Origin of the sequence: Streptomyces sp. NPDC005374, from assembly GCF_042872225.1 — a bacterium.
Lineage (GTDB): Bacteria > Actinomycetota > Actinomycetes > Streptomycetales > Streptomycetaceae > Streptomyces.
Genome location: NZ_JBIAKA010000017.1, coordinates 206134 through 225726 on the forward strand (window position 1 = coordinate 206134; position 19593 = coordinate 225726).

Annotated in this window: 17 protein-coding genes; 12 read left to right on the plus strand and 5 right to left on the minus strand. The window is 70.7% G+C overall.

What is annotated here, in order from left to right; all coding sequences use genetic code 11:
• Positions 1–302: 302 nt before the first annotated feature.
• Positions 303–821, minus strand: coding sequence for a DinB family protein (locus ACFYRX_RS35940; RefSeq protein ID WP_389109244.1), 519 nt, complete (start codon positions 819–821; stop codon positions 303–305).
• A gap of 286 nt (positions 822–1107) precedes the next feature.
• On the minus strand, positions 1108–2208 hold the full coding sequence (locus tag ACFYRX_RS35945) for a pyridoxal-phosphate-dependent aminotransferase family protein (RefSeq protein ID WP_389109245.1): 1101 nt from the start codon (positions 2206–2208) through the stop codon (positions 1108–1110).
• 174 nt (positions 2209–2382) lie between these two features.
• Here ACFYRX_RS35945 and ACFYRX_RS35950 point away from each other — a divergent pair, with 174 nt between their 5' ends.
• From ACFYRX_RS35950 to ACFYRX_RS36005, 12 genes are all read left to right on the plus strand, one after another.
• Entirely contained in the window at positions 2383–3246 is an 864-nt protein-coding gene (locus ACFYRX_RS35950) for a transporter substrate-binding domain-containing protein (RefSeq protein ID WP_389109248.1), read from the plus strand.
• Positions 3243–4076 carry an amino acid ABC transporter permease gene (locus ACFYRX_RS35955; protein ID WP_389109251.1) on the plus strand — a complete coding sequence of 278 codons (834 nt, stop codon included), beginning with the start codon at positions 3243–3245 and terminating at the stop codon, positions 4074–4076. The genes ACFYRX_RS35950 and ACFYRX_RS35955 overlap by 4 nt, the downstream gene beginning before the upstream one ends.
• On the plus strand, positions 4073–4861 hold the full coding sequence (locus ACFYRX_RS35960) for an amino acid ABC transporter ATP-binding protein (RefSeq protein ID WP_389109254.1): 789 nt from the start codon (positions 4073–4075) through the stop codon (positions 4859–4861). Before ACFYRX_RS35955 ends, ACFYRX_RS35960 begins: the two co-directional genes overlap by 4 nt.
• Before the next feature lie 54 nt (positions 4862–4915).
• Positions 4916–5707 carry a PIG-L deacetylase family protein gene (locus tag ACFYRX_RS35965; protein WP_389109257.1) on the plus strand — a complete coding sequence of 264 codons (792 nt, stop codon included), beginning with the start codon at positions 4916–4918 and terminating at the stop codon, positions 5705–5707.
• A 23-nt stretch (positions 5708–5730) separates the two neighbouring features.
• Positions 5731–6819 carry an amidohydrolase family protein gene (locus ACFYRX_RS35970; protein ID WP_389109260.1) on the plus strand — a complete coding sequence of 363 codons (1089 nt, stop codon included), beginning with the start codon at positions 5731–5733 and terminating at the stop codon, positions 6817–6819.
• Positions 6820–6983: 164 nt separating this feature from the next.
• Positions 6984–7895, plus strand: a complete 912-nt coding sequence (locus ACFYRX_RS35975) for an SCO1860 family LAETG-anchored protein (RefSeq protein ID WP_389109262.1) — start codon at positions 6984–6986, stop codon at positions 7893–7895.
• Between the two features lie 110 nt (positions 7896–8005).
• The gene (locus ACFYRX_RS35980) at positions 8006–8620 is read left to right on the plus strand and encodes a hypothetical protein (RefSeq protein ID WP_389109265.1); all 615 of its coding nucleotides are present in this window, start codon (positions 8006–8008) and stop codon (positions 8618–8620) included.
• Between the two features lie 191 nt (positions 8621–8811).
• Entirely contained in the window at positions 8812–9666 is an 855-nt protein-coding gene (locus tag ACFYRX_RS35985; RefSeq protein WP_389109343.1) for an ABC transporter permease, read from the plus strand.
• Positions 9667–9770: 104 nt separating this feature from the next.
• On the plus strand, positions 9771–10631 hold the full coding sequence (locus ACFYRX_RS35990) for a carbohydrate ABC transporter permease (RefSeq protein ID WP_389109267.1): 861 nt from the start codon (positions 9771–9773) through the stop codon (positions 10629–10631).
• 37 nt (positions 10632–10668) lie between these two features.
• Positions 10669–12306 carry a sugar ABC transporter substrate-binding protein gene (locus ACFYRX_RS35995; RefSeq protein WP_389109269.1) on the plus strand — a complete coding sequence of 546 codons (1638 nt, stop codon included), beginning with the start codon at positions 10669–10671 and terminating at the stop codon, positions 12304–12306.
• A 43-nt stretch (positions 12307–12349) separates the two neighbouring features.
• Positions 12350–13414, plus strand: coding sequence for a LacI family DNA-binding transcriptional regulator (locus ACFYRX_RS36000; RefSeq protein ID WP_389109272.1), 1065 nt, complete (start codon positions 12350–12352; stop codon positions 13412–13414).
• Complete coding sequence (locus tag ACFYRX_RS36005) at positions 13411–15255, plus strand: DUF2264 domain-containing protein (RefSeq protein ID WP_389109275.1); 1845 nt, start codon at positions 13411–13413, stop codon at positions 15253–15255. Before ACFYRX_RS36000 ends, ACFYRX_RS36005 begins: the two co-directional genes overlap by 4 nt.
• Positions 15256–15270: 15 nt before the next feature.
• Here ACFYRX_RS36005 and ACFYRX_RS36010 read toward each other — a convergent pair whose 3' ends face one another.
• The 3 genes from ACFYRX_RS36010 to ACFYRX_RS36020 form a co-directional block, all read right to left on the minus strand.
• On the minus strand, positions 15271–16002 hold the full coding sequence (locus tag ACFYRX_RS36010; protein WP_389109277.1) for a hypothetical protein: 732 nt from the start codon (positions 16000–16002) through the stop codon (positions 15271–15273).
• A gap of 78 nt (positions 16003–16080) precedes the next feature.
• On the minus strand, positions 16081–19080 hold the full coding sequence (locus ACFYRX_RS36015; protein WP_389109280.1) for a hypothetical protein: 3000 nt from the start codon (positions 19078–19080) through the stop codon (positions 16081–16083).
• A complete protein-coding gene (locus ACFYRX_RS36020) occupies positions 19071–19580 on the minus strand; it encodes a DUF2690 domain-containing protein (protein ID WP_389109283.1) in 510 nt (169 codons plus the stop codon). Before ACFYRX_RS36020 ends, ACFYRX_RS36015 begins: the two co-directional genes overlap by 10 nt.
• Positions 19581–19593 lie beyond the last annotated feature (13 nt).

Consider the following 19593-nt stretch of genomic DNA (forward strand, 5'->3'; position numbering starts at 1 on the left):
ATTGAATTTACCGAGGGAAATTCGAAATTGCATCGCCGGGTGGGGTTACGGACGCGCGCTTCCTGTGTTATCACGCGGGCGCGTACGAACGCGCGAGAGTCGACTGTTCTGTCCAGTTATGACCCGCAAATAAGGGGCAAATTGATCAAGATGTGTAACGCGTCACAGCCGTGTAACCCCCATGACATCCACCCGAATTCCTCCGGTTCGCGTTCGCAGAATCTTTGCGTTTAGGTTGGAGGAAAGCGGGCAGAAGAATACGGGAAGCTGTTCTTCGATAAACTCCGGAATTACTCTCCGGATTATGCTCCGGTAACCCCGTCTATGCGTTCCCGCAATATGTCGGCATGTCCGTTGTGGCGCGCGTACTCCTCGATCATGTGAATGTGCACCCACCGCAGACTGACCTCGAGCCCGCGCATGGGTCCGTCGACGATCAGCCCGACCTCGTCCAGCGACCGCCCGGCGCACACCTGGCGCCCCCGCGCGATCTCCCGCCGCCAGACGGCGAGCGCCTCGTCGAGCCCACGACCCGGATCGAGGACGTACCCGCTCTCCTCCTCGTACACGGTCGGCACGTCGAGCCCGCCGGCCACCCGCTGGAACCAGTTCCGCTCCACCTCGGCGAGATGCTGCACGAGCCCGAGCAGCGTGAGCGCGGACGGCTCGGCGGACGCGACCCGCACCTGCGCGTCGCCGAGCCCCCGGCACTTGACCTCCAGAGTGGCCCGGTGAAAGTCGAGCCAGCTCTCCAGCATGGGTCGTTCGTCACCGGTCAACAGGGGAACGGGGCGGCCGTCGGGAAGCGTATGCGTCGTCATGCCCCGAGCCTGCCAGCGCCCCCTGCCCGCCGCCCCCGTTCAGCCGCGAGCGCAAGTCCGCCCAGCCAGGGGCGAGGGGAACTGCGCGACACCAGCCATGACCGCGCGGTCGGGCGCGTTCTCTAGGGGCGCGGGGAACTGCGCAAGACCAGCCACGACGGCGCGGCAGTCGCCCGTCGACCGTGCGCGGTGCGGTCGGGCGCCCTCCCAGGGGCGCGGGGAACTGCGCGACCGGCCACGACGGCGCGGCAGCTGGACGACGGCCGGGGGCGGCGCGTCGAGGCGGTCAGTGCCAGGCGGTGTCCGCGCCCCGGAGCGCCGCCTCCACATCCACCGTGAGCCCCTGCTCAGCCAGCGCCGCCCCCAACGCCGCCAGGCTCGCCCGTACCGCTCCCCGCGTCGCGTCCACCCCGTAGTGGTTGACCCGGATCATCTCCTTGGCCAACGCACCCCCGCCCGCGGCCAGCGGCAACGCGGGGTCGGAGGACAGGGCCCGCGACACCAGCTCCGAAGCGACGGTCCCCGCCGGTGCCCGAAGCGTGGTCGCGACGGGAGCCGCCTCATGATCCGCGTGGACGTACGGCTCAAGCCCCCCGCCCAGCGCCCGCGCCCCCGCCCGGGTCGCCGCGGCGGCCGCCCGGTGCCGGCCCATCACCGCGTCAAGACCGTCCGCCTCGATCCGCTCGACGCACGCCTCCAGCGCCAGCATCTCCAACTGGGCGGGCGCGTGCAGCAGCGCCTTGCGGCCGCCGTCGATCCAGCGCTCCTTCCAGTCGAGAAGGGAGAGGTACGACCGTCGCGGCGCCGCCGGATTCGCGGCCATCCGCGCCCACGCCCGCTCGCTCACCGACACCGCCGACACACCCGCGGGCCCGCCCATCGCCTTCTGCGCCCCGATCACGCACAGGTCGACACCCCACGCGTCCGGCAGCACCGGCTCGGCCCCGACGGAGGCGACCGCGTCCAGATAGAACAGCGCACCCTGCCGCCGTACGACCTCCCCGATCTCCGCGACCGGATTCGTGTTGCCGGTCGCCGCCTCCGCGTGCACCAGCGACACGAAGTCGATCTCCGGGTGCTCCGTGAAGGCTGCCGAGACCTGCTCCGCCGTCACCGCCGTGTGGAAGGGCACCGCGAGATCGATCACGGTCGCACCGCAGTCCCGCAGCCAGTCCCCGAAGGTCTGCCCGTACGGGCCGGTGACGACGTTCAGCGCGGTCGTACCCGGACCGGCCGTACCGCGAATCGCGCCCTCCAGCGGCAGCAGCGCCTCGCCCTGCATGACCACGACGTCCTGCTCGGTGCGCAGCAGCCGCGCCACACGGTCCTCGATCGAGGCGAACTGCGCCGCGCTCAGCGGGGCCAGATCCAGGAAGGGGTGCGTCACGACGGTGCTCTTTCGCTTGCCGGGGTAGAGGTGATCGAGGGTAGCCCTCTGGGGCGCCCCCTCATTGACTGGCGACTTCTTAGGCTGAACGGCCTCGGAACCATCGGTTTGATTTGAGAGACCCAAACTTCTCCTTATAATCGGAACCCACAGTTCCCCCACAGGAGGCCTCCCGTGAACAACCGCTCCGGGCGCCGGACCCGCGTCCTGTCCGCCACCACCGCGACGGCCGGGTTCCTGCTCGTCGCTGTCGCCCTCTCCGGGTGCACCTCCACCGACGACGGCGGCAGCGGTTCGAAGACCGCCGCGGGCGGGGTCGAACTGGTCAAGGCCGGACAGCTCACCACCTGCACCCACCTGCCGTACCCGCCCTTCCAGTCGGAGATCGACGGCAAGGTCCAGGGCTTCGACGTCTCGATGATCGACCTGGTCGCGAAGAACCTCGGCGTGAAGCAGAAGATCCTCGACACCCCCTTCGAGAACTTCAAGACCGGCGCCCTCCTCAACTCCGGCGGATGCGACCTGGCGGCGGCCGGCATGACCATCACCGAGGAGCGCAAGAAGAACGTCGACTTCTCGGACCCCTACTTCGACGCCACCCAGGCCCTCCTGGTCGCCAAGGGCAGCGGGATCACCTCGCTCGCCGACGCCAAGGCGAAGAAGGCCGAGCTCGGCGCGCAGGCGCAGACCACCGGTGAGGACTACGTCAAGGGGCAGGGCTTCGACCCGGTCTCCTTCGAGTCCTCCGACGCCGTCCTCAACGGCCTGCGCGCGGGCCAGGTCAAGGCCGTCGTCATCGACTACCCGGTCGTCCAGGGCTGGCTGAAGACCAAGGCCAACGCCGACGCCTTCCAGCTCGCCGAGCAGATCAACACCGGTGAGGAGTACGGCTTCACGGTGAAGAAGGGCAACACCAAGCTGCTGGCCGCCGTCAACAAGGCGATCTCGGACGCGAAGTCGGACGGCACGTACAAGAAGCTGTACGAGAAGTGGATCGGCCCGTACGACGAGTCGGCCGCGTCCCCCTCCGCCTCATGACGGCGGCGGACACACAACTCCAGCCCCGCAAAAAGGGACTGACCCGGCGTCAGAAGCGCAGCCTGTCCCGCGGCGCGCAGTACGTCGTCTTCGTCGGCGTCGTGATCGCCTTCGCGGTCTCGGCGGACTGGGGGCGGCTGAAGAACCAGTTCGCGCAGGCCGACATCGCCGACCAGATGTTCCCGGACGTCATCACACTGGCGCTGAAGAACACCGTGCTCTACACGCTGTCCGGTTTCGTCGTCGGACTCGCACTCGGCATGGTCATCGCGCTGATGCGGCTGTCGTCGGTCGGCCCGTACCGCTGGTTCGCCGGTGTGTACATCGAGATCTTCCGCGGCCTGCCCGCCCTGTTGATCTTCATCTTCATCGGCGTCGCGGTGCCACTGGCGTTCCCGGGCACGGAGATCATCGGCGGCACGTACGGCAAGGTCGCCCTCGCCCTCGGTCTGGTGGCGGCGGCCTACATGGCGGAGACGATCCGTGCGGGCATCCAGGCGGTGCCCAAGGGGCAGTTGGAGGCGGCCCGTTCGCTGGGCTTCTCGCCCGCCCGGGCCATGATCTCGATCGTCGTCCCGCAGGCGTTCAGGATCATCCTGCCGCCGCTGACCAACGAACTCGTGCTGCTCTTCAAGGACTCGTCGCTGGTGCTGTTCCTCGGCGTCACCCTGGAGGAGCGCGAACTGTCCAAGTACGGCCGTGACCTGGCCAGCACGACCGCCAACTCCACGCCCATCCTCGTCGCCGGCCTGTGCTATCTGCTGGTGACGATCCCGCTCGGGTTCGTGGTCCGTCGTATGGAGGCGAAGGCCGGGGAGGCCGTGAAATGAGCGAGGAGTCCACTGCGCGGCGTCCGGAGATCGAAGTACGCGGCCTGCACAAGTCGTTCGGCGACAACGAGGTCCTCAAGGGCATCGACCTGAAGATCGGCCGGGGCGAGGTCGTCTGCGTGATCGGTCCCTCGGGCTCGGGGAAGTCGACGCTGCTGCGGTGCGTGAACCTCCTGGAGGAGCCGACGAAGGGGCAGGTCTTCGTCGGCGGCACCGAACTCACGGACCCCGACGTCGACATCGACGCCGTGCGCCGCCGTATCGGCATGGTCTTCCAGCAGTTCAACCTCTTCCCGCACCTCACCGTGACCGAGAACCTCACGCTGCCGCAGCGCAGGGTCCTCAAACGGGGCAAGGCGCGGGCCGCGCAGGTGGCCGCCGAGAACCTGGAACGCGTGGGTCTCGCCGAGAAGGCGGACGCCTACCCCTCCTCCCTCTCCGGCGGCCAGCAGCAGCGGGTCGCGATCGCCCGTTCCCTGTCCATGGGCCCCGAGGTGATGCTCTTCGACGAGCCCACGTCGGCCCTGGACCCGGAGCTGGTGGGTGACGTGCTCGCGGTCATGCGGATGCTCGCCCGGGAGGGCATGACGATGATGGTCGTCACCCACGAGATGAGCTTCGCCCGCGAGGTCGCCGACCGGGTCGTCTTCATGGACGACGGAGCGATCGTCGAGGACGGCACCCCGGACCGGGTCATCGGCGCCCCCAGCCACGAGCGCACCCGGCACTTCCTCTCCCGCCTCCTTGATCCCGCGATGGCCGACGTGGAGGAGAACGACACCTGAAACGGACATACGTTCCCCTGTCCATCACAGTCCGATAACCGTCATCATTCGGGCATGACGACTCTCGACAACACGGGCGGCTTCGCGGCGGGCGGCACACTGCCCCCGCTGCCGGAGGACTGGGAGCGCTGTCTGGCCGTGGCGGCGCATCCGGACGACATCGAGTACGGGACGGCGTCCGCGGTGTCCCGCTGGACGACCCAGGGCAAGACCGTCAGCTACCTGCTGGTCACCCGCGGCGAGGCGGGCATCGACGGGCTGCACCCGGACGAGGCCGCCCCGCTGAGGGAGGCCGAGGAGCGGGCCGGAGCACGCGAAGTGGGCGTGGACACGGTCGAGTTCCTCGACCACCGGGACGGCACGGTCGAGGGCGGCCCGGCTCTGCGCCGCGACATCGTGCGGGCGATCCGCAGGCACCGGCCGGAGGTGGTGGTGACGGGGGCCTTCACCGTGCGGATGGTCGCCGGTGTGGTCAACCAGGCCGACCACCGCGTGGTGGGCCTGGCCGCGCTCGACGCGGCACGCGACGCCGGCAACCGGTGGGTCTTCCCCGAACTCGCCGACGAGGGCCTCGAACCCTGGGGCGGGGTCCGTTTCGTGGCCGTGGCCGGCTCCGCGCATCCCACCCACGGCGTGGACGTCACCGGCGAACCGCTGGAGCGGGGCATCGCCTCGCTGACCGCGCACGCCGAGTACACCAAGGGCCTCGGAGCGGGAGCCTTCGAGCCGCGCCCCTTCCTGACCTGGGCGGCCCGGCAGGGCGGACCCGCTCTCGGCGTCGAGGCGGCGGTCCTCTTCGACGTGCACCAGATCGCCTTCGAGGGACCACCACCCTGGGTGGAGTGACGACAGGCCCTAGGGTGCCGTGCATGAGCGATCACACGGTGCTGCACGTGAAGGGCCGGATCCTGGCCGGCCCGGAGGACGTCCGGGACGAGTTGTGGGTGGTCGGAGGGCGGATCTCCTACGACCGTCCCGTCGCCGCCCGCGACATCCGCACGGTGTCGGGCTGGGCGCTGCCCGGCCTGGTGGACGCGCACTGCCATGTGGGCCTGGGCGCGCACGGCCCCGTCGACCAGGAGGTGGCCGAGAAGCAGGCCCTGGCCGACCGGGAGGCCGGCACCCTGCTGATCCGCGACGCCGGGTCACCTTCCGACACCCGCTGGGTGGACGACCGCGAGGACCTCCCGAAGATCATCAGGGCCGGCCGTCACCTCGCCCGCACCCGCCGCTACATCAGGAACTTCGCCTGGGAGATCGAGCCCGAGGACCTCGTCGCGTACGTCGCCCAGGAGGCCCGGCGAGGAGACGGCTGGGTCAAGCTGGTGGGCGACTGGATCGACCGCGAGGCCGGCGACCTGGCCCCCAGCTGGCCCAGGGACGCAGTCGAGGCGGCGATCACGGAGGCCCACCGCCTCGGCGCCCGCGTCACCGCGCACTGCTTCGCCGAGAACTCCCTGCGGGACCTGGTCGAGGCGGGTATCGACTGTGTCGAACACGCCACGGGTCTCACGGAAGACCTGATCCCCCTCTTCGTCTCCCGGGGCGTCGCGATCGTCCCGACCCTCGTGAACATCGCGACCTTCCCCAAGCTGGCGGAGGGCGGCGAGTCCAGGTTCCCCCGCTGGTCCGCCCATATGCGGCGCCTGCACGAACGCCGCTACGACACCGTCCGGGGCGCCTACGACGCCGGCATCCCGGTCTACGTCGGCACCGACGCGGGCGGCACCCTCCCGCACGGCCTGGTGGCGGCGGAGGTCGCGGAACTGGTGACGGCCGGCATCCCCCCGCTGGACGCCCTGTCGGCGACGACGTGGAACGCCCGGACATGGCTGGGGCGCCCCGGCCTGGAGGAGGGCGCGCCGGCCGACCTCGTGGTGTACGCGCAGGACCCCCGCGCGGACGTCCGCGTCCTCGCGGACCCGGTGCGGGTGGTGCTGAACGGGCTCGTCGTCTGACATCCGCAACTCCCGTTCGTGCAACTCCCTTTTGTGGCAGCGGAGTCGAAAGCGTGCCCGGATGCGCCACGATCGTGTGAACTCCCGTGGGAACGCTGTCGAACGGCCAACGGTGCGACATCCTTTCGAGGTCCCAAGCGAGTCTCTCTGGGGAGCCCACCACCTTGAACAGCACCAACTTCCGCATGCCCGCACGCCGTCTCGCCACGGTTGCCGCGGCCACCGCCCTGGCCGCCGGTCCCATGGCGCTGACCGGCGCGGGCGCCGCGCACGCGACCGCCGCGCACGCGACCGGCGGCCAGGGGCGCGCGAGCGCCGTCGTCCTGCGCACCGGGCTGGACGTCTCCCTGCTCGACAAGAGCGCGAACATCCCGCTCGCGGTCGCCCTCAACGAGGTCCAGGCGCCGCGGAGTGCCCGACGGACCGCGCTGACAGCCGAGTTGGACGGAGTGGACGGCGGACAGCCGTTCCGCGTGCTCGACGCCGAGGCCGCCGACGCGATGGCGACGGTCACCGGCGCGAAGGCCGAGGCCTCCACCCGGCTCACCCACGCCAAGCTCCACGTGCCGGGCCTGCCGCTGCTCTCGCTCATCGAGATCGAGGGCGTCACCTCAAGAGCGACCTGCGAGGCCGGCAGGGCCCCGACCGCCTCCTCGAACCTGCCCGGCGCGGTGACGGTGCTCGGCAAGAAGGTCACGGTCACCGCCGGCGGCCCGACGGACGTCAAGGTGCCCGGTGTCGGCGAGGTCCGCCTCGACCTGTCGAAGAGCATGACGACCTCGCGCACGGCCGCCGCGACCGCGCTCGAACTCAAGGTCTCCGTCAACCCGTTGAAGCTGAACGTGGCCGTGGTCGAGGGCACCCTGACCCTCGCGAAGGTGAGCTGCGAAGCACCGGCGGCGCCACCGGCGTCAACGGCTCCCGCGGACGACGTCGAACCGCAGGGCGGCCCCGCCGAGGAGGCGGGCCTGGCCGAGACCGGAGGCGGCTCCCTGACGCCGTACATCGCCGGCGGGGCGATCGTCCTGCTCGTGGCCGGCGGGGGAGGGGTGGCGCTGGCGAGGCGGCGCGGCTGAGGGCGGACCATGGGCCGGGGCACCCGTACCCACCCGGATGGCGCAATGGCCGTACCTCTGGGACCGTGGATACGAGGGGCAGGCACCGCAGGGGGGCGTAGGAGGTCCCCATGCGCGTCGCACCGTTGACCGGTCTGGTGGCCGTGGTGATCACGGTCGTCGGCTTCCTCCTGTTCGGCGACACCCCCGGGGTCGGCGCCTCTGGCCGCGAGGTCAGGTCGTTCTACGACGACCACCGGGCGCAGGTCGGGGTGAGCCTGTATCTCCTGGCCATCGCCGCGGTCCTGTTCGTCTTCTTCGCCGCCTGCCTGGCCCGCGTGGTCCGCGACGCCCTCCCGTCCGGCGGCGGCTGGCTGCACCGCGTCGTCCTCGCGGGCGGCGTGCTGCTCGCCGCGGGCTTCCTGGTCGGAGCGGCCCTCACCCTGGCCCTGCTGGACCTCGCGGACAAGTCCTCGGCCTCCGGTCCGGCGCTCCAGGCACTGAACGCCGTCAACGAGGACTTCTTCATCCCGTTCGTCGCCGGTATGGGCCTGATGCTGCTGGCCACGGGCCTGGCCACGGTCCGCGTCGCCGACTCGCCCCTGCCGCGCTGGCTGAGCTGGGCCGCCGTCGCCCTCGGCGTCCTGGTCTTCATCCCCTGGGTCGGCTTCTTCGCCTTCATGCTCGCGGGCGTGTGGGTGGCCGTCGTGAGCGTCCTCCTGGCCCGCCGGTCCACAGCTCACTGAGAGCGTTTTCATCGACCGCCGACTGTTCGGGCACCGCTCTGACGTGCTTCAACTACCCACCTTTGTCAGAACTGTTGACCCATGCATGAAAACGTTTTAACTTCCTCTTCGCCCAGATCGACCCGGGAAGAGGGAGCACCTTGGCAGTTGTCCGAAGAAAAGGTTTCCAGAGCCGGGCTCTGCTGCTCCTGATGCTGCCCGGCCTCGCCTACTTCCTGCTCTTCCACTACGGCGCGCTGGTCGGCAACGTCATCGCGTTCAAGGAGTACGTCCCCTTCGACGGGCTGTGGGGCAGCCCCTGGACCGGACTCGCCAACTTCCAGCGGATGTTCGAGGACACCGCGTTCTGGGACTCGGTGTTCAACACCGTCTGGATCGCCGTCCTCCAGCTCGTGTTCTACTTCCCGGTCCCGCTCGGCCTCGCCCTGCTGCTGCACAGCCTCACCTGGAGCAGCGTGCGCCGGTTCGTGCAGTCGGTGGCCTATCTCCCGCACTTCATCTCGTGGGTCATCGTCGTCGCGCTCTTCCAGCAACTGCTCGGCGACACCGGACTGCTCAACTCCGGCCTGGACGGCATGGGATTGCACACCGTCGACATCATCGGCAACCCCGACGCCTTCAAGCCGCTCGTCGTCGCGCAGGTCATCTGGAAGGACGCAGGCTGGGGCACGATCATCTTCCTCGCCGCCCTCGCGCAGGTCGACGAGCAGCAGTACGAGGCCGCCGCGATCGACGGCGCCGGACCCTGGCGGCGCTTCTGGCACGTCACCCTGCCGGCCATCCGGCCGGTGATCGTGCTGCTGATGATCATGCGGCTCGGCGACATCCTCTCCGTCGGCTTCGAGCAGATGCTGCTCCAGCGCGACGCGGTCGGCCCCGAGGCCTCCGAGATCATCGACACCTTCGTCTACTACCGGGGCATCGTCGGCGGCGACTACGGATTCGCCGCAGCCGCAGGGCTGTTCAAGGGCGTCGTCGGCGCCCTCCTCGTCTACGCCGCCAACAAGGTCGCCCACCGCCTGGGCGAGCAGGGGGTCTACAAGTGAGCGCCGGTTCCCGCACCCCCGTCCGCCCGGTCCCGTCAACTCCCGTACGGCGCAACCCTGTCAGGCGCCCACCAGGTCGGCGTCCCTCCAACCGGCCCGGCTGGATGGAGCGGCCGAGGCCCGTCACGCAGGCCGCGAAGGCGGTGGCCCTGGCCGTCGTCGTCCTGCTGGTGTGCGTGCCGTTCCTCGTCATCGTGTCGACCTCGCTCGCCTCCACCGACGAGGTCGTCGCCAACGGCGGCTGGGTGCTGTGGCCGACGGACCCCTCACTGAAGGCCTACCGAGACATCCTCGACGGCGGCATCGTCACCCACGCCCTCGGCGTCAGCGTCGGCGTCACCGTCGTCGGAACCCTGCTGAGCCTCCTGTGCACGGTCACCCTCGCCTACGCCCTCGCCCGCCCCGGCGTCCTCGGCGGCCGGCCCGTGCTGCTGCTTGTCCTGTTCACCTTCCTCTTCCCGCCCGGCATGATCCCGAGCTTCCTGCTGGTCAAGGAGCTGGGCCTGCTGGACAGTTACGCCTCGCTGGTCCTGCCCGTCCTGGTGAACGTCTTCAACCTGGTCGTCCTGCGCGGCTTCTTCCAGGGCATCCCCGAGGAGCTGTACGAGGCCGCGCGCCTCGACGGGGCGGGCGACCTGCGGGTCCTCGTCTCCGTCGTACTGCCGCTGTCCAAGGCCGCGTTGGCCGTCGTGGGGCTCTTCTACGCGGTGGCCTACTGGAACTCCTGGTTCTACGCCTCGCTTTACCTGGAGAGCGACCACTGGCCCCTCCAACAGGTGCTGCGCACCTACGTGGTGGCCGGTTCCGGGCTCACCGACGCCACCACCGGCGAGGGCACCGTCACCGCCCCGCAGACCGTGCAGATGGCGGTCCTGGTGATCGCGACCGTGCCGATCCTGCTGATCTACCCCTTCCTCCAGAAGTACTTCACCAAGGGCGTGCTCACCGGCGCCATCAAGAGCTGACCCGAGCTCACTCAAGCCGACACGAGGTGATCCATCCATGCCCAGCCTGTCCCGACGCACCCTGCTGCTGTCCGCGGCCGCGGTCTCCGTCCCCGGTGTGCTGACCGCCTGCTCCACCGGATCCGGCGACAGCGACGTCTCCAACGCGGGCAAGAAGCTGGCCCCCTGGCCGGCGTACAAGCCCGCGAGCGGCCCCAAGCCGGACCTCGCCGCCACCGAGGCCGGCGTCCAGGCCGGATACACCGCCTACCCCACCGACCTCGTCAGGTCCGTCGCCCGCACCCCCGGCGACGGCTCCACCGTCAAGGTCATGTCGGTGTCCTTCGGCACCCCGCCCAAGCCGGCCTCTGCCAACCGGTTCTGGGCCGCCGTCGAGAAGGCGCTGGGTGTGAAGATCGAGTACACGATCATCTCCCAGGCCGACTACCAGAAGAAGATGGCCACCGTCATGGCGGGCGACGCCGACGCCCTGCCTGACATCATCAACATGTTCTCCGGCTTCGTCCTGCCCCGCGAGGCCGAGTTCGTGCAGCGCCGCGCCGAGGACCTCACGCCGTACCTCTCCGGCGAGGCCGTCGCCGACTATCCCAACCTCGCGGGCATTCCCACCCACGCCTGGAAGGACATGGGCCGCATCGGCGGCCGCGTCTACGGCATCCCGCTGGAACGCCCGCTGCCCGGCTCCACCCTCTGGACCAACCAGGGCATGTTCGCCGACGCCGGAATGAAGGAGGGCTGGACCTCCGAGGACTTCGCGGCCGTGGCGAAGCGGGCGACCAGCGGCCGTACCTACGCACTCGGTGCGGCCCAGGGCTCCCTGTTCGGCAACGCCGTGCACTCCTCCGCCCACAACGCGCCCCAGAACTGGGCGGTCGCCAAGGACGGCACCTTCCAGCCGGGCTGCGCCGACGACCGCTACAAGGCGGCCATCGCCTTCCAGGCCCAGCTCCGCAAGAACGGCTCCTACTACCCCGACGCCACCTCCGTCTCCCAGATCGACCTGACGACCCTCTTCTACAACGGCACCGTCGGATCGATGCAGGACGGCTTCGGCGCCTACCTGCCCAAGTACCGTGAGACACAGGGCAAGTTGACCCCGGCCGCCGCACTGCCGTACAGCGTCGGCGGGGAGCCCGGCGGGATCGTCGCCGCCCGCCGCTCCTTCGGCTACACCGTCCTGAAGAAGGCCAAGAAGGAACGCGTCGAGCTGCTCCTGCGCATCCTCGACTACCTCGCCGCCCCCTTCGGCAGCCAGGAATGGGAGCTCGTCCACTACGGCGTCGAGGGCACCCACTTCACCCGCGGCAAGGACGGCTCACCCGTGCCCACCGAGCTCGGCGAGGTCGAGAACAACACCAACCTGCCGTGGAAGTACCTCGCCGAAGGCCCCCAGGTGCTGTTCGTGCCGGGCATGCCCGATGCCGTACGGGCCCTGCACGCCTGGCAGCAGAAGGTGGTGCCGCTCGCCATCCGGGACGCCTCCTTCGGGCTGCAGTCCCGGACCAGGAACGCCCAGGGCACCACGCTCAAGGCGATGCTCGACGACGCCGTGACCGGGATCGTCGCCGGGCGGCTGCCCCTGTCGGAGTGGGACGGGGTGGTCAAGAAATGGCGTGCTCAGGGCGGCGACACAATGGCGGCGGAGCTCGCGAAGGACTACGCGGCCAACACATGAGGCGCCGCCGGTGGAACGGGCAGCGCGGGGGATGGAGAACGGGATGACAGGCAAGGGACGGGTCACGATCCGCGAGGTCGCCGAGCGGGCGGGGGTGTCGATGGCGACGGCCTCGCGGGCGCTCAGCGGCAACCATCCGGTGCCGGCCGCGACCCGGGCCCGTGTCCTGCGCGCCGCCCGCGACCTCGACTACGTCGCCAACGCGCACGCCCGGGCGCTGGTCGGCGGCGGCCGCAAGATGGCCGCCGTCGTCGTCCGGCAGGTCACCAGCCCTTTCTACGCCCAGGTCGCCGAGGGCGTGGAGGCCGAGGCCGCCGACCGCGGATGGCTGTGTGTCGTCGGGGCGACCGGCGGGGATCCGCAGCGTGAGATGGAGTTCGTGCAGCTGATGCGGGAGGAGGGGGCACGGCTGGTGATCCTGGTCGGGGGCGTCGTCGAGGACGAGGCGTACCGCTCACGCGTGGCCCACTACGCGCAGGCCCTCGACTCCTCGGGGGCGCGGCTCGTCCTGTGCGGCCGTCCCGCTCCCGATCCCGAAATCCCGGCGCTGGTCGTCGAGTTCGACAACGAGGCGGGCGCCCGGGCGATCACCGGGCATCTGCTGTCGGCCGGGCACCGGAGGATCGTCTTCCTCGGCGGGCTTCCCGGCAACACCGCGCTGGACGCCCGGGTGGCCGGGTACCGGGCCGCGCTCGCCGAACACGGGTTGCCCGCGGCGGCCGCACGGGTCGTCGACTGCGGACTCGGCCGGGCCGCCGGTCTGCGGGCCATGGCCGAACTCCTCAAGGAGACAAGGGAGTTCACGGCCGTCGTCGCCGGGGACGACATGGTCGCCGCGGGCGCGCTGCGCGCCATCGCCGACGCAGGGCTCGGTGTTCCCGACGACATCTCCGTCGTCGGCTACAACGACATCCCCCTGGCCGAGGACTTCAACCCGCCCCTGACCACGGTCCGCACACCCGCCGAGGAACTCGGCCGGGCCGCCGTACGCATCGCCCTGCGCGACCCCGAGCACGCCGCCGGCAGCCACCATCTGCTGGGCACCCACATCGTCGTACGCCGAAGCGTCGCCCCACCCCCTGCTGACGGAGGAATCACCCCCGTATGACCGCGCCGTACGTGCCGCTCGCCGCCCTGCCCCCGGACGACCTCGCGCTCTCCCCGGTCACCGGCTGGACCCGGGCCCACTGGGAGGCCCTCGCCGACCGGCTCCTCGACGGGCTGCTGCCCTACGCCACCCCGGGCTTCGCCCAGTACCGGCTGCCCGGGCCGCCCAGCCACTCCGGGGCCTGGTCCGACGGGCTCGAGGGGTTCGCCCGGTCCTTCCTGCTGGCGGCCTTCCGGATCGCCGGATCGAAGGGGCGGGTGGGGCCGGAGCTCATCGAGCGGTACGCCGTCGGGCTCGCCGCCGGCACCGATCCGCAGCACCCCGAGCACTGGCCGCCCATCGCCGACCGCAGCCAGCCGATGGTCGAGGCGGCCTCCGTCGCCCTCGCGCTGCACGAGTCCCGGCCCTGGCTGTGGGACCAACTGGATGACAGGGTGCGTGGCCGAGTGGTCGAGTGGCTCGGCCACTTCGTCGGGGCGACGGCCAACGACTCCAACTGGCGGCTCTTCCAGGTGATCACGGAGGAGTTCCTCGCCTCCGTCGGCGCCCCGCACAGCCGGGAGGAGATCGACGCCGGCCTCGCCCGGCTGGACGACTGGTACCGGGGCGGCGGCTGGTACACCGACGGGGACGGCAAGAAGTTCGACTACTACAACGGCTGGGCGCTGCACCTGTACCCGGTGCTGTGGTCCCGGATCGCAGGCCCGCGCGCCGACCCGCACACCGTGGCCCGGCACCGCGCCAGACTGCGCGAGTTCCTCGGCGTCCACCAGCTCTTCCTCGGCTCCGACGGCGCCCCCGTCCACCACGGCCGCTCCCTCACCTACCGTTTCGCGGCCGCCGCCCCCCTCTGGGCCGGCGCCCTCGCCGACGCCACCCCGCTGCCGCCGGGCCGCACCCGCCGCCTCGCCTCCGGCGCCCTGAAGCACTTCGCCGAGCGGGGCGCCCCCGACGAACGCGGTCTGCTCACCCTCGGCTGGTACCGGCCGTTCCCGGGAGTCCTCCAGCGCTACTCGGGCCCCGCCTCGCCGTACTGGGCCAGCAAGGCCTTCCTCGGTCTGCTGCTGCCGGAGGGCCACCCGGTGTGGACGGCCCCCGAGGAACCCGGACCCGTCGACACCGCCGATTCCGTCCTCGCCCTCCCCGCCCCTGGCTGGCTGATCCACTCGACCGTTTCCGACGGGATCGTCCGCCTCGTCAACCACGGCTCCGACCGCCTTCCGCCACCGCCCGCGACGGACGCCGACAGCCCGCACTACGCCAAGCTCGCGTACTCCACCGCCACGGCCCCCGAGACCCCCCTGGGTCCCGACAACCACCTCGCCCTGATCGCCCCCGACGGCACGCCCTCCCCACGCGGCCGCATCCACCCGCTGCGCTGCGGGGGCCGTAGCGCAGCCTCCTGGCACGAGGCCCACGGCCATCGCGTCGAGACGGTGAGTGTGGTCCACGGGCCCTGGGAGATCCGCGTGCACCGCATCGACGAGACGCACGACGGACAGGTGAGAGAAGGAGGTTGGGCCCTCGCCGACGACACCGCACCGCCCGTCGCCGAGTCCGGGCCCGGCTGGGCACTGACCCGCCGCACCGACGGGCTGACCAGTGCCGTCGTAGGGCTGTACGGCTGGGGTGAGGGCGCCGGGACGGTCGTGGCGGCCGAGGACACCAACGCGTACGGCCGCTACTCGGCCACCCCCGTGCTCGAAGGCACAGGGCCGCTCCTGGTCACCCTCGTGATGCTCGGCACCGGGGCGTACACCGGGGCGAGCGCGCGGGTCGATGCCGAGGGGGGTGTGGAGGTGCGGTTTCCGGACGGGGTGCGGGAGCGGGTGGGGGCGTAGGGGCGGGGAGGGCGGTCACTTCCCGGAGCCGGCGGCACCGAAGAGGCGCACCGTGTAGGTGCCCGAAGGGGAGTAGTTGCCCTTGTAGAGAAAGGTGTCCGCGGTGCCCGCGCGCAGGAGGGGGCTCGTGATGGGGGCCTTCACCTTCTCCTCCTTGAACACCTTGTCCACCTGGGGTTTCACACCGGTCAGCCAGGTGGCCGCGGCCTTCGGGTCGGAGCCGGGGTAGTCGAGGCCGACGCAGGCCCGCAGGAACTCCTCGTAGCGGGGAGCGTCGGCGGTCGCCTCGCACTCGAACGATCTGAGGTCGCCGGCGAGATCGCGGATCGCCCCCACACTCAGCTCGCTGCCTTTCGTCGGATGCCCCTCGGCTCCGACGTACAGCGCCGGCTCGCCGGAGGTGAGCTTCTTCTGCTTCCCGAGCGTGAGGTGCCAGTCGGCCGCGAGCCGTTCGAGGAAGGCCTGTCCGGTGTAACCCGCCGCGATCACCTGGGACTTGGTGCCGGTGGGGACGTCCTGCGGGGATGCGGGGGCGGTCGGCCAGTCGGCGAGGCTCGTGGGGCGGGCCTGCGGACTCGGGACGCCGGGGGAGGTGCTCGGCGAGGTGCTCGTGGAGGGGGCCGGGTCCGGTGTCGCGGACGCACCGGCGCCGTCGGTGTCGTGCCCGGCCGAGCAGCCGGCAAGGGCCAGCGCGGCGACGACCAGCACGGCGACGGCGTACCGGGGGTGGTGGGGCGGGAGGTGCATGGTGGGGCTCCGCGGGAGAGGGGGGAGGGCGTCCACGGCCCGGTGGGTTCCGGGCCGTGGACGCGGTGTCGGGTGGGATCAGGAACCGTCGAAGCAGGGACCGGTGGCCGCGGTCGTGGTCGGCTGGAAGACCGCCGCGTCGTAGGCCACGTCCAGATCACCGGTCGCGCCCGCGAACGACGTGTTGTCCGCCTGCATGTAGGCGCCCTCCCAGAGCCTGAGGGTGCCCAGCGAGAGCCAGGTGTCCTTGCCGGCGCTCCACGTCTGCTGGGTGATCGGGCACGAATGCAGTTCGGCGACCCCTTGACCGCTGTTGCCGACGTGCACGTTGTACGCCACCTTGCCCTGGGCCCCGTGGTTGGGCAGATGGACGTAGATGTTGTACAGCACACCGGTGGTTCCGGACTGCGCCATCAGCTCCGGGGACGGTGTCCAGGTCGCGCTCACCTTGTGCCACAGGTCGGCATCGCTTGCCGCGCCGCCGTTGCCGCCCGGGTAGGTGTGCGTGAACCAGACATGGCCGTCGTATCCGGCGCCCAACTGGTGCAGGTCGATCGGCGCGATGTCCCCGGTGGCCCGCCAACTGCCGTCGGCGCGTTGGTAGGTGAAGTTGTCGCCGAGCTGGAGGTTGAACTTCCCGTCGATCTTCGTGGAGTCCGTGCAGCCCTGTGTGTTGTCGTTCGGCTTGGGCACGTCGTCGATCAGCAGTCCGGACGGGGCGCCACCGCAGGGGCCCGCGTCGTACTGCCGCTTCAGCGCCGGTTCACCGCTGCCGAGGGAGTAGGCCAGGTTCTCCGTGGACCCCGTGGCGCTGTTCTCACCCGCGCCCCAGTCGACCGAGTGGTCGAACCAGCAGGTCTCGTTCTCGGCCGCGCACGGGTCGGTGCCGGTGGCCGCGTCGGGGTCGCAGTTGTTGGAACTGCCGCAGTAGGCGCGGTAGTCGGTGCTCAGGTAGAGCTGTTCGGCCGGGAGGCTGCTGCCCACCGGGAACAGCGGACGGGTGTACGACTCCTGCGCGTTGTAGGTCATCTGCGGGGTCTCGATCCAGCCCATGACCTTCTCCTCGTACGGCCAGTCCGCCGGGTGCGAGGCGTCGTCGTAGGAGGCACGCAGGAACGGCAGCCGGTCGGCCCGGTAGTTGGGGTTGGCCGGGTTGTTGAGCCAGCCGAGTCCGATGTGGCCGCCGTTCTGCGAAGTGTCGCTGTAGACACCGCTGTTGTAGCCCCACAGCGCCATGAACCAGTTCTCGATGTACGTCGAGTCGCCGGTGTTGACGTTCATGTCGAGGCCCTTGAGCTCGTTCCACGTCTTGCTCAGGATCTGCAGGCCCGCGGCGATGTTGGCCGCGTAGTCGGTGGCGATGGCGTACGCCTGGGTCGGCTCGTACGGGTCCGGCTTGGCCTCGTTCATGCCCGCGGTGACCTGGGCGATGCCGTAACCGCAGTCCGCGGCCCCGTTGTTGGGGTAGTAGTGGATGCTGTCGGCGTTGCCGTAGTAGTCGCCGGTCAGCGGGTTGCCGCCGTCGCCGGGGACCGAGTGCCAGGACGCCTGCTTGAAGTTGGACTCCTGGGCGAGGATGCCGAGCATCACCTGCGCGGGCACCGTGCCGCCGCCGGTCAGCGCCACGCGCGGGAACAGCGACTCGGGGTTGTACGCCTCGCTCTCGGTGCCCAGGTAGTTCGCCGGCCGGGTGATGTCCAGATCACCGTGGACGGCCTGGTCGACGGCCCACTCGACCATGTTCGTGCTCGGCTGGAGTGCCTGGGCGTTGACGTCGTCGCGCTTGACGAGACAGTTGGAGTAGTGGGTCTGCGGGTTGGGGTCGGTGGGGAACACACCCGCCGAGGCGAGTGCGACCTTCTCCGACTGGCCGTCCACGTCGGGTTCCACGTCGTCCGCCACGTCGGCCGCGGCGGCCGCCGTGGTGACCTCGGTCGTCGCGGCGGTCCCCGACTCGGTGGCGAGGGCCGACACGTCGATGATCCCGGTTCCCTCGCCGTCATCGGCACCGATCCGCGAGGTCATGCCCTTCAGCTCGCGGGAGCCCGCCGAGTAGGTGAGCAGGTGGCCCTCGCGGGAGGCGGCCGCGGGCTTGTCCTGGGCGCTCTCGCGCACCAGGCCCGGAGCGGTGCCGATGCCGGTGACATCGCCCGCGACCAGGTCGCCGCCCTGTCGGGCGAAGAGGCCGAGCCTGCCGAGGGGCGCGGTGCCCAGCTTCGTCAGCTTCCGGCCCGTCCAGCGCTGGAGCACGTCCTGGCCGTTCGCCACGACGGCGACATCGAGGGCACCGCCGGTGGACGGGGCGAGCGCGAACAGGCGGCCCGGAAGCGTGGTGAGCGTCCGGGGCACGCCCTGGGCGGCCACTTCGACGAGCCGCCCGCCGAGCACACCGACATGGCCGTCGGCCGTCGGCAGCGGGTTGGTGAACTGGCCGGCGACGGTGGTCTTCGTGAGCGTCCTCCCGGTCGCGGCGTCGACGTCGAGGAGTGTGGTGGTGCCCTTCGCCGAGTCCCCGACCGTGGTGCGGGTGAAGGTGACGGTGTCACCGGTGCCGCAGCCGGGAGAGAAGTAGGCGAGCTGCATGCCCGAGGCGATCCGCCTGACCTTTCCCGTGTCCAGGTCGACGACGGCGGCGAAACCGCCGTGCTGCATCAGCGACGGCGTGTTGACGGCGGCCGAGGGAGCGTACACGGCGGCCGCGTACCGGCCCGAGCCCGTCTGGCAGACGTACCCGGTCCACGGGCCGATGCCGTCCAGGCCGTCCTGGGTGAGGTCGGCGACCTCCCGATAGGAGAACTTCTCCGACTCGTCGGCCACCAGGATGTGGAAGCCCGCCGAGTCACCCGATCCGGTCACCGCACGGTCCGAGGAGGTCTTCCAGCCCTTGCCCAGCGCGGTGTCAGGAGCGCTGAACAGGCGTCCGCCGGTGTGGGACTCGGCCTTGGGGGTGGCGGCGGCAGGCTGTGCCGTGGTCGTCGAGGCGAGTACGGACGCGGTGAGCGCCGCGCAGGCCAGCAGCGCGACACGGGCCGTCCGCCGCGACACACGCCGGGTGCGGCTGAAGGGGGTCAGTGCCATTGGGTGCACGCTCCGTTCGTCCCGGACTGCGTCCAGGTCTCCGGGGCCGGGTCCTGGGCCAGGTCCAGGTCGCTGAAGCAGCCCTTGGCCAGGGCGTCGCCGCCGATCATGGGAGTGGGCGCGGCGAAGACGGGGTTCGTGCCGCCGGTTTCCACCCAGCCACCGGACAGGAGCGTCTCACTGCCGCCGAGCTGCGGTACGTAGAACAGGCTCACGGACCGGGGCTGGAGGCCGGTCTCCTCGAAGTCGAGTGTCACCTTGGCCCATGAGGCGTCACAGGCCGGCGACCGGAAGTACTTGAGGCTGATCGACGTTCCCTCGTCGTACTCCTCGATCAGCATGGCGTCCGTGTCGCACCCTTCGGTGACCGGACTCTTTCCCGTGCAGTCGCCCCCTTGGCAGCCGACCGCCGAGGCGGTCTGGGGGAGGGCGAACAGAGAGGCGCCCGTCAGGGCGAACAGGAGCAGCGTGGATCTGAGGAACAGGCTGGATCTGAGCACGGCCACCCTTTGC

What these genes read in the sequence shown, in the direction of transcription:
- ACFYRX_RS35940 (WP_389109244.1), bottom strand. Translation starts at nt 821, where the DNA reads ATGACGACGCATACGCTTCCCGACGGCCGCCCCGTTCCCCTGTTGACC.
- ACFYRX_RS35955 (WP_389109251.1), top strand. Translation starts at nt 3,243, where the DNA reads ATGACGGCGGCGGACACACAACTCCAGCCCCGCAAAAAGGGACTGACC.
- ACFYRX_RS35960 (WP_389109254.1), top strand. Translation starts at nt 4,073, where the DNA reads ATGAGCGAGGAGTCCACTGCGCGGCGTCCGGAGATCGAAGTACGCGGC.
- ACFYRX_RS35965 (WP_389109257.1), top strand. Translation starts at nt 4,916, where the DNA reads ATGACGACTCTCGACAACACGGGCGGCTTCGCGGCGGGCGGCACACTG.
- ACFYRX_RS35970 (WP_389109260.1), top strand. Translation starts at nt 5,731, where the DNA reads ATGAGCGATCACACGGTGCTGCACGTGAAGGGCCGGATCCTGGCCGGC.
- ACFYRX_RS35980 (WP_389109265.1), top strand. Translation starts at nt 8,006, where the DNA reads ATGCGCGTCGCACCGTTGACCGGTCTGGTGGCCGTGGTGATCACGGTC.
- ACFYRX_RS35985 (WP_389109343.1), top strand. Translation starts at nt 8,812, where the DNA reads ATGCTGCCCGGCCTCGCCTACTTCCTGCTCTTCCACTACGGCGCGCTG.
- ACFYRX_RS35990 (WP_389109267.1), top strand. Translation starts at nt 9,771, where the DNA reads ATGGAGCGGCCGAGGCCCGTCACGCAGGCCGCGAAGGCGGTGGCCCTG.
- ACFYRX_RS35995 (WP_389109269.1), top strand. Translation starts at nt 10,669, where the DNA reads ATGCCCAGCCTGTCCCGACGCACCCTGCTGCTGTCCGCGGCCGCGGTC.
- ACFYRX_RS36000 (WP_389109272.1), top strand. Translation starts at nt 12,350, where the DNA reads ATGACAGGCAAGGGACGGGTCACGATCCGCGAGGTCGCCGAGCGGGCG.
- ACFYRX_RS36005 (WP_389109275.1), top strand. Translation starts at nt 13,411, where the DNA reads ATGACCGCGCCGTACGTGCCGCTCGCCGCCCTGCCCCCGGACGACCTC.
- ACFYRX_RS36010 (WP_389109277.1), bottom strand. Translation starts at nt 16,002, where the DNA reads ATGCACCTCCCGCCCCACCACCCCCGGTACGCCGTCGCCGTGCTGGTC.
- ACFYRX_RS36015 (WP_389109280.1), bottom strand. Translation starts at nt 19,080, where the DNA reads ATGGCACTGACCCCCTTCAGCCGCACCCGGCGTGTGTCGCGGCGGACG.